A 12,304-nucleotide genomic window follows, 5' to 3' on the forward strand; every position below is an offset into this window, starting at 1 on the left:
GATTTTTTTCCTTCATCCTCCTCCCCATAACTGCTGACTTTTGTCAAATTTTGTATTAAGAAAGATGTTTATAATGGATAGCTTTTTAAGGGGGGTTGGGGGGATCAAAAGCTTGTGAGGCAATGTTAAAAGACTTGTGTGTACACCGTAGGATGTATTGGGGGGAAACAGAAAATCCGGTTCCCTCGCCTTTATAAGGCTACGGTGTACGCACAAGTATGACCAGTATAGGTTTCAATTATAGTAGTTTTGTAGAGTGCGTTATGGACACACCGAAATAACAAATGCGTTCGCCGAAATAACAAATGAGTTCGCCGAAATAACAAATGCGTTCGCCGAAATAACAAATGAGTTCGCTGAAATAACAAATGCGTTCGCCGAAATAACAAATGCGTTCGCCGAAATAACAAATGCGTTCGCCGAAATAACAAATGCGTATGCCGAAATAACAAATGCGTTTTAGCTTTGTCACGCCAGCGGAATGCAGCGCGAATCTTTGGTGGATGAAGTTTTTGCTACTTGTGTGTACACCGTTGCCTTTATAAGGGCAGGGTTATAATGGGGTACAAGGTATGTAGGATAAGCATTTGAGCTTAATTTGACAAAATCTAGACCCCACAATGGCAATGGCTCCCTTTACACAGCTTTTAATCGTTCATTTGTATGAAGGGTTTTGAAATCTGCTAAGGTTTCAGTTATCTTAAAACTCATAACTCAGTATGGTCTAAAGGCCTCGCTACCCTTAACGGGAATAAATCTAATGCAGAATAGGCAAGAAAAAATTTCGCAAGTGGTAGTGACTGCTGGGCAGATGCACGATATTGAAGATCGCATCTTTGCTGCGGGAATGCCTGTAGTAGCTTTGATGGAAAAGGTGGCGGGATTAATTGCTCGTCGCATTCAAGAGATCCCCCCAACCCACGCCAGTCGCTCTACTTGGGGAAACCCCAAAACCTCGCTGGCTCCCTTTAATAAGAAGGGCTATGTTCCTTCAAACATCTCTTTAAAAAGGGGATATCGTGTCGGAATTCTTGTTGGCCCTGGTCATAATGGCGCGGATGCTTTGGTAGTAGCCCGTGAATTATACTTTCGCGGGGATGAGGTTTGGATTTATTCTCCTTTCTCTAAGCTTAAGGAATTAACTTCACAGCACTTACAATATGCTCAAAGTTTGGGCATTCCAATTTATCAAACAATTGAGCAACTGCCAGATTCTGATTTGTTGATTGATGGCTTGTTTGGGTTTGGTTTAGAAAAAAACCTCACCGATCCCATCGTTTCTGCAATTAATCAGCTAAATGAATTGTCTGTACCAATTTATAGTATCGATTTACCTTCAGGTTTACACACCAACACAGGTGAAGTATTAGGAACTGCTATTCGCGCTACTCATACTTTTTGTTTAGGTTTATGGAAACTAGCTTTCTTCCAAGATCGGGCGCTGGAATATTTCGGCAAAGCTGAGTTAATCGATTTTGATATTCCTTTAGCTGATGTAGAAGCTGTTTTAAAAGACGCACCCAGGATTAAACGCATTACGCCAGCAATGGCACTCGCTACTCTACCCCTACCTCGTCCACCAGTTACCCACAAATATAAGGAAGGACATTTACTGTTGATTTGTGGTTCGCGGCGCTATGCAGGTGGAGCAATTTTAACTGGTTTGGGTGCTAGGGCTAGTGGTGTGGGGATGCTTTCCATTGCCGTACCTGAATCGTTGAAATCTCTTTTGGTGTCACACTTGCCAGAAGCGCTAATTGTCGGTTGTCCAGAGACGGAAAGTGGAGCCATTGCTCACCTACAATTACCAGAAAACACCGATCTGAGTTCCTTTAATGCGATCGCTTGTGGCCCCGGTTTAACACGAGATGCTACTCCCATTGTCCAAGAGGTAATTAAGAGCGATCGCCCTTTGATTCTCGATGCCGATGGTTTAAATATCCTCGCACAAATGGGAGCGATCGCCACTTTAAAAAAACGTCTTGCCGTAACCGTACTCACACCCCACACTGGCGAATTCCAGCGATTGTTTCCTGATGTCGCCGATGCCAAAAATGACAGGGTGAAAGCAGTACAGCAAGCAGCAGCACAAAGTGGGGCGGTGGTGTTGTTGAAAGGGGCAAGAACTGCGATCGCTAACCCTCAAGGTGGTGTTTGGATTGTTCCTGAAAGTACACCCGCCTTGGCGCGTGGCGGTAGCGGTGACGTGTTAACTGGACTACTCGGTGGATTGTTGGCGCAAGCAGAAACTAAACAGACTCTCGTAGAAGATATTGTAGCAACTGCTGCTTGGTGGCATTCGCAAGCGGGTATAATAGCCGCCCAAGAGCGGACTGAATTGGGTGTAGATGCGTTTACATTGACACAATATTTGGTGAAAATTCATTAGTCATTAGACAAGTCCTAAATATAATCTTAGGTATAGCAAGGGACTGGGGACTGGGGACGGGAGCAATGCGATTTTGTGAGTAGGGAGAGCAGGGGGAGCAGGGGAGGCAGGGGAAGAGAAAGAAATAAGTGTATTTATAGGGGATTTCCAAGGAATAAATTATTCCAAAAAACGAACCACAGAGACGCAGAGAACACAGATAGAAGAGAGATTAAGAGGATTTTTGCGTCAGTTTTGGAATATTTTTTTATTTGGAAGTCCCTAGCTATAAAGGTCGTAAAAAATACTAAAGTTTTCTCTTCACTCCCCCTGCTCCCCCTGCTCCCCCTGCCTCCCCTGCTCTTTTCACGAGGATCTCACTTTTTCGCGTTGCTCCCCTGGGGACTGGGGACTGGGGACTGGGTGAAAAGTCTTCTTGTGTCTAAGTTTCATCATCTGTTGATGTCCTAACCACCAAGGCTTGTGCTATACAAAAAATGGTTGATTGAATGGAGGTTTGAGAGTCTACCCTTGGTCTAGGGTGTTTATTCTTTGTAAACCAGTGTAAATATTGAACCGTTCTCCGCGCAGAAATCCAATTAGGGTAATCCCAAATTCCTTGGCGACAGACACGGCTAAACTACTGGGAGCGGAAACAGAACAAACAATGGGAACTCCAGCAGTTGTAGACTTTTGCAAAATTTCAAAACTAGAGCGTCCGCTTACTAAGACAATACAATTATTTAAAGGCAACTCGTCACTGAGAAAAGCTGAACCAATCAATTTATCCAAAGCATTGTGTCGCCCAACATCCTCCCGCAGGTTCAACAAATTTCCTTGAGTATCGAAGATAGCCGCAGCGTGCAAACCTCCTGTAGCTGTGAAGATACCTTGAGCCGCGCGGAGCTTGTCAGGTAAGCTGTATACGATTTCAGGTGTTAGCGTTGGCCCAGCAGGAATCATGGGACATCCCCGCAGACGCAAAGCCTCAAGGCTAGCTTTACCACACACCCCACAGGCGCTACTAGTGTAAAAATGACGTTCTAAAGGCTGTAAGTCTGGAATCAACCCATCCCGCAATTCTACATTTACGATATTATGGCGTTGCTCACCATCTACTAATTCATCAACGCAGTAGCTTATCCGTCGAATATCTTCTCTGCGGCTAACGACTCCTTCACTGTAGAGAAAACCAGCTGCTAGTTCAAAATCTGCCCCTGGTGTTCGCATTGTTACAGCTACCGTCTTCTGGAAAGGGGTAAGGCGAATTTCCAAAGGTTCCTCAGTGGTGAGATGATCTAAACGAGGCCGTACTTGACCTTTTTCCATTACCCAAACAGTGGCTTGGGTTTTGCTTTTAGTTTGCATTGTCATATTTATGAGAGTTGGTAAATTGAAATTTTGATACTAATCTGGAAACAGAGTAATGCTATTTGTATATCAGATGTCTCTTTGATGCTCACCAACTAATTTGTTGAGTTGAACTAAATTGCTAGGTTTCTGTTTAGGAAGTAAAATGAACCTAAAATTTTTGGCTTTCAGAAAAATTTTATTTGCAATAGTCTTTGTGATTTCCCTTGGTTTAGGTGGATATTTAGTGGGTAATAACATTAGTCAAAAAGTAATTGAAAAATCTTTTGCTAAACAAATCATGTCTACCTCCACCGTCGGAAAAAGTTCTCAACTACAGACACTCTTAAATGAGATAGTTGTTGAAGAAAAAATTCCTGGGGCAGTAATGTATATTTCTACACCCAAAGGTTCTTGGGTGGGAGCATCTGGTGTCAATAGCTTGTCAACAAAAACCCGGATGAAAACCACAGATGGTTTTTCCATCGCCAGTATGAGTAAAACTTTTATGGCGGTGGTTGTGCTGAAATTAGTAGAGCAAGGGAAGATACAATTAGATCGGACGATCGCAACATACTTACCAAGAGACATCACTCCTCATATTGTCAACAGCGATAAAATTACAGTTCGTCAATTGCTCAACCACACCAGTGGGGTTGCAGAATACTTAGATACAAAAGAGTTTATTCAAGCTACTGCAAAAAGAAGTCGCTCACAGCCTTGGACAGCCAGAGAAGCGATTCCGTATATGTACCAAGAACAACCGCAGGCAAATCCCGGAGAGAAATTTATTTATACTGATTGCAACTACATTCTTTTGGAACTAATTGTTGAAAATATAACTAGGGGAACTCTCGCCCAAGCAATCCGCAGCCAGATTTTAAAACCATTAGGATTAAAACATACTTTCACAGAATTGCGCGAACCGACAATTGGAGAAGTAGCTACAGGTTATGGCGATCGCCATAAGGATGGTAAGCTAGATAGCTATGCTGATGTCAATGATGGTAATGGTTTAGGAGATGGTGGATTGGTTTCAACAGCAGAAGATTTAGCCAAGTTCGCCAAAGCGTTATTTGTCAAAAAAAGCTTACTTTCCTCGAAGATGATGAAAGAAATGCTGAAATTTAAAGATAATGGGGCAAGCTATAGCTATGGCTTGGGTGTAGAAAGGTTCTCATCTCCTTTGGAAAAAGCAATTGGGCATAGTGGTATAGCTTATGGCTTTGCAACATTGCTTGCATATTTACCCAGTGAAAATACCACTATAATAGTGTTGCTAAACAATCAGAATATTGATCTTAAATCAGTAGCTAGGACAGGTATAGAAGTTGTTGAGAATAAATGATCTTAATATGAATTTGATGCCAGTGGAATAATAATTGCTAGTGGTAATAGAGTAGTAAATCTAGGTGGGAGCAATGCTCTAACAGTGAGATGGGTAAGCAGGGTAAGCAGGGGAGGCAGGGGAAGAGAAAGAAATAAGTGTAGAAGCAGTCTGTTTCGGTAGTAAAAAATACTAAAAATGCCTCTCTACTCCCCCTGCTCCCCCTGCTCCCCCTGCCTCAAGAGCCTATTTCACGAGGATCTCACTTTTTCGCGTTGCTCCCAATCTAGGTTTGCTATAGGCGTTGTGGTCTCGCCACCACCAATCAAGGCATTTTATCAATAGCAACATTTGCTGTAAATGTAGATATGTTTCTAATGGTGGCTCATTACTTTCTAAATCCCCTGGTGGAAATATTACATCTTTTGGTAGTTTAAAATCTTTGGCGACAGACATAGCTGCAAGTTTTGGGATGATCTAAGTTTAGCGTAGCAGTTAGGGATGGTGTTGGCTGTAATGTCTGACGACAGGATATTAGGTTTATTTTTCCAACCAAGTGATCGCATTATAACCAGGTATGTCTTCGAGCGATCGCTGAGAGCCACAGAGGTTAGTTAGATTTCACATACATCTAAGCAGGCATTTTTGTAACTAGCAATTTCAGTTATCTATATCTGTCTTATGTAATGAGTCATATACCTACCCTAAGTAGGGTTATCCATCTTCATTTGTTCGTTAAGTTGTATTAAGTAACTGAAAGCAAATTTCCTCAGTTAGTTACTGAGGAAATCAGAATAACCTTAACTTTGTTGGAGTTTTTTATGACTTATACAATTGATGAAAAAACAAAACCAGCTTTAGAAACTTTTCAACGCTTTGATGTAGATACTCAGCTAGCCTTACTTTGGTTTGGTTATTTGGATCTTAAAGACCAGCTAAAGCCTGCACCTCCCGAAAGGATAGAAGCTCTTGCTAAAGCAGTGTTTGACAAATTCCTGGACTTGTCTCATGAAGAGCAACTGCAAGCACAACGCGACATTATTAATGGTGCAGCTAACAATATTAGCCAAGCCTATAATGCTCTAAGTGCCAATGCCAGATTAGACGTTTGGTTCATGCTGGCACAAGGAATGGAGAATGGAACCATCATTCCAGTGCCATCTGACTATCAACTACCTGGTGAAACAGATGAATTTGTCGCATTAATCAAAAATCTAGACTTTGAACAGCGGATTAATTTCATGCTGACTGTCGTGCAAAAAATGGGTTAGTTGAGTCTAAAAACTCTTAATAGCTTTCTATAATTGGGGATAACTGAAAGTAGCAAATTAAGCTAGGTCTAGCTCCTTTCGCTCTACTTGAATAGGCATTAATTTAGAACTACCGCAGAGATACTCATCTTTGCGGTAGTTTTGATGCAAATTAATGGAGCGTAACTTACGCATTGACAGAAATACTGCGATGTGAATTTAAACAACATTTCTGTGTTAGCTGTATTTATGTAAACTTTGTTATCAAAATTTCCTTAATTTTCCTAAATATTTTCAGATTTTTTCCAACCGCGCGATCGCATTATAATCAGGAACACCTTCGAGCGATCGCTTACTTTTATCTAGTAGCACATTCCCTTCTGGCCAATGGACTTGCAAGTTTCCTGACTGAATTGGCGCAATATACACTTGACACAACAACTCACCTAAATCATTCTTGAGAATTACTTTATCTCCATCTTTTAAACCCAATAGTGCCGCATCGCCAGCATTAATTAGCACCGCCTCTCGCACCGCCCCAGTAATTGCATCCTTGCGTTCCTGCACCATACTATTAAATTGTTTGCCTCGGCGCGTTGCTACTAAGAAATAACCTTCTGGTAATTCTCTTTGGCGTGGCAATAATACCCCAAAGTGGGCTTTGCCATCTGCTGTAGGGAAATTCCAACCAAAGCATAAATGTGAGCCACCATATTGAAACTGATCGCCAGCTTGCTGTAAGTGTTGAATACCTGCATATTGGGGGACGACTTGAGCAATTTCTTGACGGATAGCAGCGGTGTCAGCAAAAGCTAGCTTATCTGCCAAATCGGGTTTTACTCGCCTTGCCAATTCTAGAAAAACTTCCCACTCTGGACGTGCTTCTCCAATGCGCGGCCCCACAATTTCTGGACTGAAAATTACCCGGCGTTCGGTGTTAGTTTCAGTCACTCCCCCTGGGATTTCATAGCGAGTTGTCGCAGGTAAAAGCACCACAGTATCAGCAGGTTCTACCAACATTTGGCTGGAGAGAACAATATCCGCATGTACCCGCAGAGGTATTTGCTTCAGCGCCGCTTCCACATAATCTGGTTCTGGCAGCACTTCTAAAAAATTTCCACCTACAGAAAATAACACATCTAATTCCCCCTGATGTGCAGCGCTAATCATTTCTGGAGCAATTAAACCTTTATTAGCTGGGACTTCAAAACCCCAATGCTGACTCAATTGGGCAGCATTTTCTGGGGTGATGGGTTTACCACCAGGAAACACTGTCGCGTAACATCCCATCTCTGCACCACCCTGCACTCCAGAATGACCGCGAATCGGCATTAAACCACAACCTTTCCGACCGACAAAACCTTTGGTGAGAGCTAAGTTAATGATACTTCGCACGTTATCTTCACCACATTCATGCTGGGTAATCCCCATACTCCAAACAAATACGGCTTTATTCGCTTCTTTGACCATTTTGGCAAAGGCGTACATTGACTCGCGGGATGTACCAGAAAGCCGTTCTAATTCTTCCCAAGATTGACTTTCTAAAGATGCTTTGAGTTCGGCAAAGCCAGCTGTGTGTAAATTTATAAATGACTGGTCTACCCAGTTGTGAGCAATAATATGTTTAATAGTGCCATTTAAAAATGCTATATCCCCGCCCATGTTGATTAAGAAGAAGTCTTCGGCAAACTTTGTACCGAAAAGGGCACTTTCCACAATTGAGGGAACCCAGTAGCGCTCCATTCCTGGCTCGCGGTAAGTGTTAATAACTACAATTTTAGTGCCAGCTTTCTTGGCGTAATGGAGATACTTAACGGTAACTGGCTGATTATTAGCAACATTGGAACCAATGAAGATTAATAAATCAGTTCCAATCCAGTCTTTATAAGAACAGGTGGTAGCCCCAGCACCCAAAGCAGCTTTCAGTCCCGCCGTACTGGGAGAATGGCAGATGCGGGCGGCGTTATCAACATTATTGCTGCCCATTGCCCGCACAGCTTTTTGGGTAGCATAATAGGTTTCGTTGACAGTACCGCGACTGGTAATATAAAAACTGAGGCGGTCTGGTGTGGTAGCGCGGATGCGATCGCTAATTACTCCTAAAGCTTCATCCCAGCTAACACGACGAAAGCCTTTTTCCCCTCGTTGACGAATCATCGGATAAGGGAGCCTTCCCAAGTCGCGTAATTGAGCACTTTTTTGCTTTTGTAACTGCGAAACATCTTCCAATAGCACAGGATCAAAAGCTGGCATAGTATTCATCCGCAACAACCGCAACCGAACATTGCAGAGATGGATGCCTTCTGTTGTCCAATCCTTCATCCCGGTTGTTCCAAGAGCGCAACCATCGCAGACACCTTTATCGAGAATATTCCACGCATAAGGTAGTTTGTCACGCGACAGCCAGATTGCCCGAAATACCTCCCAATAATTGTTGGGATACTGTTCGCCAATGCCGAAAGGCTTCCAACTTGCCCAATTTGAAGGTGTCCAGTGTTTTTTGGGTTTAGGTAACATGATGCAATGTATGTGAATTTCTGGATTCTCTTAGGCTATCGTTTTGATTGAGAAATGAGTAGCAGACGGTTAAAAATCCTTTTACTTGCTGAATTTACCGAAATCAAAAGGCAAACGGACTTTTTGAGAAAGTAATCAGGAATTTGGTGAAAAACAAAATCCCCGACTTTAAAAAAATCGGGGATTTTAGCAGTGACCTTTGCTTAACATTAAATAGTATTGCTTTTTTAGAGGCTAGGGAAAAATTAACAGATACACATATATTAAGTATTGTTTACTAGCTGCTAACAAAATCTTTGTGGGCAGCAACAAGCATCTGAGCCTGTCTTAAAACGTTTCCGAATAAATAAATAGGAATCTGCCAAGCTGCAACTGTAACTTCTTTAACTATATCCTGTAAGCTAATTGCTATTAATTCATGCTCTGGAGGCTCTCCCTCTACTGCACCAGACCAAGTAAAAGCTAATAAAAAATCATCATCTCCAGGTAAGGATGCAATCAAACATTCTTCAGGCGTTGGCTGGCAAATAATCCCATATTCATTTGCAAGTTCTACTAGCTTTTGAAAGTTGTTTACGTTCGTCATTTGTCCTTTGGATGTAATTGAATCTTAGGTTGACAAGGAATTATATTTTGTATACCCAAAACTAAAATTATTTACTCTATACAATTAATTACAAATTATTAAGGATTTATTGGAGTTAAATCAGGCTTAAGTCCAAAATCTTACCGCGATCGCCTGGTTGGATCGGCAACAATTGCTACTGTTTTAAAAAAATCTCAACTACCTACTTTTTCAGTTGAACCTATTTACATATACCTCCCTTCATTACAATGCCCTCATGTCATCCAGGCTGACGGAGTGCATTGAGAATTGCGATCGCTTTTGGGGGAACAGCTGTAAACCGAAGCAGGAAAAGATGCTCGTCAACTTTAGACTGTTGGATCGCCTTGGCATAGATATGTGCTTGTTCTGTAGCCAGTTCTGCTTCAATCAATAGCTTGAGTTTGAGATTACTCAAGAGTTCTAAAGAATGTGGCGATCGCAATTGTGCCCCTTTTTATGAGAGGCTAATCAATGCTCCTATAAATACTGTTTCCACTGCGTGTTTTATCTGTAAAATTGTATATTCCACAGATACTTGTTGAGGGAGAATGACTATTGTTTCATCATCTTGAGGCAAGAATAAATTATATTTTCCGCCAATGCCACGAATTTCACAAATTGTCACAGGATATTTAATTCCTTTCGGTTCTATTCTTATTTGTCCAGCAATTTGGAGGTCAATATTGGCATCATTACAGGTATTTTCGGAAATTAAAATCTGTTCTCCCACAGTATAAGACTCAATTCGGGCAGCTAAATTAACATGGCTGCCAATAACTGTATATTGAGCGCGTTTTTGAGAACCAACATTTCCAGCCACAACTTCACCCGTATTCATCCCAATTCCCATTTCCAGAATTGGAAAATTCATCTGCCGATTTTGTTCGTTTACTTGTTGCATTGCCAATTGCATCGTAATAGCACAGGCGATCGCTCTTTGAGAATCATCTATGCGACTAATTGGCGCACCAAATATAGCAAGGGACTGGGGACTGGGTGAAAAGTCTTTTTGTGTCTAAGTTTCATCATTTGTTGATGTCCTAACCACCAAGGCTTGTGCTATATCACAAAAATGCCATCACCTGTAAACTCATCTTCCTTTGCCCCTTTTGGTCACAATATGGGAATATATAAAGTTGTAGCTAACCGCCTACGTAGAGGTTTAACGTGGATACCATTGCAATTCCTGCTCTAAATCGGCCAGTGGATGCCACGGTAGAAATTCCCGGCTCTAAAAGTCTTACCAATCGGGCATTGCTTGTTGCTGCTTTGGCGCAAGGTGACTCCATTTTAGAAAATGCCTTATTTAGTGAAGACAGCGAATATTTTGTCAAATGCGTAGAGCAATTAGGCATTCCCATTACTTTGAATCCTCATCAGGCACAGATTCAAGTGGCGGGAAGAGGAGGTGACATTCCAGCTAAACAGGCAGATTTATTTGTGGGTTTGGCAGGTACAGCAGCCCGGTTTATTTCGGCGTTGGTGGCACTGGGTAACGGTGAATATCGTCTAGATGGCGTTCCTCGAATGCGAGAAAGACCGATGGGTGATATGTTGACGGTGCTGCAAACGGGGGGAGCAAGCATTGATTTTGAGGGAAACTCCGGGTTTATGCCCTACACCGTTTCTAGTCGGGGATTCGCTGGCGGAAATTTTCGTTTGAAAGCGAACCAAACAAGTCAACAACTTTCGGCATTGCTGATGATTGCGCCTTATGCTCAACAAGATACGAGCATTGAAGTTGAAGGAACATTAGTTTCTCAATCTTACATTAAGATGACGTGTCGTTTAATGGCAGATTTTGGCGTGGAGGTGATTCAAATCGGCGATAATCAATTTCAGATTAAAGCGGGTCAACGTTACCAAGCTCGACATTACGCAGTAGAACCAGATGCCTCAAATGCTTCTTACTTTTTTGCCGCCGCCGCCGTCACAGGTGGACGGGTACGCGTCAAACATTTGACCAAACAATCGTGTCAGGGTGATATTCTCTGGCTAGATGTTTTAGAACAGATGGGTTGCCAAATTAAGGCTTCGGATGATTACACCGAAGTGACGGGGCCGAAGCAATTGCAAGGCATCGATATTGATATGAATGATATATCAGATTTGGTGCAAACATTAGGTGCGATCGCGCCCTTTGCCAGTTCACCGATTACCATTCGGAATGTGGAACATATTCGATATAAGGAAACCGACCGAATTCGAGCAGTAGTAACAGAGTTACGTCGGTTAGGGGTTCAGGTTGAAGAATTTCCCGATAGACTAAAAATTGAGCCTGGCCCCATTACCCCGGCGGAAATTGAAACCTATCACGATCATCGCATGGCAATGGCTTTTGCTGTTACTGGTTTGAAGGTTCCAGGAATTGTAATTAAAGATCCTGGCTGTACAGCGAAAACTTTTCCAGATTACTTTACTCGATTCTTCAAAATGTTAGAACAATAAGAGATTGAGCGAATATACCAGGCGATTAGAAATCGCGGCTACACAAACGAAGTCCGCCTGCGCGGACTCTAAGAATTTTAAACCCACAGAAGTGGGTTTTGTTTGTATAGCCGCGTTCGCCTTTGGCGTGCCGGAGGCATGATTAATTTAATGTTATTTTACCTCTAATACCAATTCTCTGTGAAGCTGCACATTATTTTTACCCCTCCCAACCTCCCCGATGCCTTAGACATCTCCGAAAACGTTCAAAGCCTTTATGGGGCTAGACTATAGCCCCTAAACGCAATCATTCTAAATTAGCTAGTCTGTACGAAAAAATAAGGCTTTGAGATATTTACTGTTGATAATTAGGCAAAAGCATCTAGTTATATGCGTTAATTTTGACCTAGTGACATAGTAGATATTTCTAATGGTAATATTAGCGCTCTAATTCGTAA

Annotated in this window: 8 protein-coding genes and 1 pseudogene; 4 read left to right on the top strand and 5 right to left on the bottom strand. The window is 42.2% G+C overall.

Annotated elements, in window-relative coordinates; translation table 11 throughout:
- Nucleotides 1-760 precede the first annotated feature (760 nt).
- Nucleotides 761-2,389 (top strand): NAD(P)H-hydrate dehydratase, encoded by a 1,629-nt coding sequence (locus tag V7K42_RS07825; RefSeq protein ID WP_334915056.1) that lies wholly within the window; start codon nucleotides 761-763, stop codon nucleotides 2,387-2,389.
- Between the two features lie 504 nt (nucleotides 2,390-2,893).
- Here V7K42_RS07825 and fdhD read toward each other — a convergent pair.
- Nucleotides 2,894-3,742, bottom strand: coding sequence for a formate dehydrogenase accessory sulfurtransferase FdhD (gene fdhD / locus V7K42_RS07830; RefSeq protein WP_334915058.1), 849 nt, complete (start codon nucleotides 3,740-3,742; stop codon nucleotides 2,894-2,896).
- A 142-nt stretch (nucleotides 3,743-3,884) separates the two neighbouring features.
- Between fdhD and V7K42_RS07835 the strand changes: the two genes are divergently transcribed.
- Nucleotides 3,885-5,066, top strand: a complete 1,182-nt coding sequence (locus V7K42_RS07835) for a serine hydrolase domain-containing protein (RefSeq protein ID WP_334915060.1) — start codon at nucleotides 3,885-3,887, stop codon at nucleotides 5,064-5,066.
- 225 nt (nucleotides 5,067-5,291) lie between these two features.
- Here V7K42_RS07835 and V7K42_RS07840 read toward each other — a convergent pair whose 3' ends face one another.
- A complete protein-coding gene (locus tag V7K42_RS07840; protein WP_442938543.1) occupies nucleotides 5,292-5,501 on the bottom strand; it encodes a hypothetical protein in 210 nt (69 codons plus the stop codon).
- Between the two features lie 365 nt (nucleotides 5,502-5,866).
- Between V7K42_RS07840 and V7K42_RS07845 the strand changes: the two genes are divergently transcribed.
- Nucleotides 5,867-6,316, top strand: a complete 450-nt coding sequence (locus V7K42_RS07845) for an orange carotenoid protein N-terminal domain-containing protein (protein WP_334915062.1) — start codon at nucleotides 5,867-5,869, stop codon at nucleotides 6,314-6,316.
- Between the two features lie 273 nt (nucleotides 6,317-6,589).
- On the opposite strand, the gene V7K42_RS07850 is transcribed toward V7K42_RS07845, so the two are convergent.
- From V7K42_RS07850 to V7K42_RS07860, 3 genes and pseudogenes are all read right to left on the bottom strand, one after another.
- Nucleotides 6,590-8,812 carry an FdhF/YdeP family oxidoreductase gene (locus V7K42_RS07850; protein WP_334915064.1) on the bottom strand — a complete coding sequence of 741 codons (2,223 nt, stop codon included), beginning with the start codon at nucleotides 8,810-8,812 and terminating at the stop codon, nucleotides 6,590-6,592.
- Between the two features lie 277 nt (nucleotides 8,813-9,089).
- Nucleotides 9,090-9,398: a hypothetical protein gene (locus tag V7K42_RS07855; RefSeq protein WP_334915066.1), complete on the bottom strand. Its 309-nt coding sequence runs from the start codon at nucleotides 9,396-9,398 to the stop codon at nucleotides 9,090-9,092.
- Nucleotides 9,399-9,657: 259 nt separating this feature from the next.
- Nucleotides 9,658-10,395, bottom strand: a pseudogene (locus V7K42_RS07860) (adenylate/guanylate cyclase domain-containing protein); the annotation flags it as partial.
- Between the two features lie 191 nt (nucleotides 10,396-10,586).
- Here V7K42_RS07860 and aroA point away from each other — a divergent pair.
- Complete coding sequence (aroA, locus tag V7K42_RS07865) at nucleotides 10,587-11,867, top strand: 3-phosphoshikimate 1-carboxyvinyltransferase (protein WP_334915068.1); 1,281 nt, start codon at nucleotides 10,587-10,589, stop codon at nucleotides 11,865-11,867.
- Nucleotides 11,868-12,304 lie beyond the last annotated feature (437 nt).

The sequence above is a fragment of the Nostoc sp. genome, assembly GCF_036917455.1.
In the GTDB taxonomy this organism is placed as follows: domain Bacteria; phylum Cyanobacteriota; class Cyanobacteriia; order Cyanobacteriales; family Nostocaceae; genus Nostoc.

What these genes read in the sequence shown, in the direction of transcription:
- V7K42_RS07825 (WP_334915056.1), top strand. Translation starts at nt 761, where the DNA reads ATGCAGAATAGGCAAGAAAAAATTTCGCAAGTGGTAGTGACTGCTGGG.
- fdhD (WP_334915058.1), bottom strand. Translation starts at nt 3,742, where the DNA reads ATGACAATGCAAACTAAAAGCAAAACCCAAGCCACTGTTTGGGTAATG.
- V7K42_RS07835 (WP_334915060.1), top strand. Translation starts at nt 3,885, where the DNA reads ATGAACCTAAAATTTTTGGCTTTCAGAAAAATTTTATTTGCAATAGTC.
- V7K42_RS07840 (WP_442938543.1), bottom strand. Translation starts at nt 5,501, where the DNA reads ATGTCTGTCGCCAAAGATTTTAAACTACCAAAAGATGTAATATTTCCA.
- V7K42_RS07845 (WP_334915062.1), top strand. Translation starts at nt 5,867, where the DNA reads ATGACTTATACAATTGATGAAAAAACAAAACCAGCTTTAGAAACTTTT.
- V7K42_RS07850 (WP_334915064.1), bottom strand. Translation starts at nt 8,812, where the DNA reads ATGTTACCTAAACCCAAAAAACACTGGACACCTTCAAATTGGGCAAGT.
- V7K42_RS07855 (WP_334915066.1), bottom strand. Translation starts at nt 9,398, where the DNA reads ATGACGAACGTAAACAACTTTCAAAAGCTAGTAGAACTTGCAAATGAA.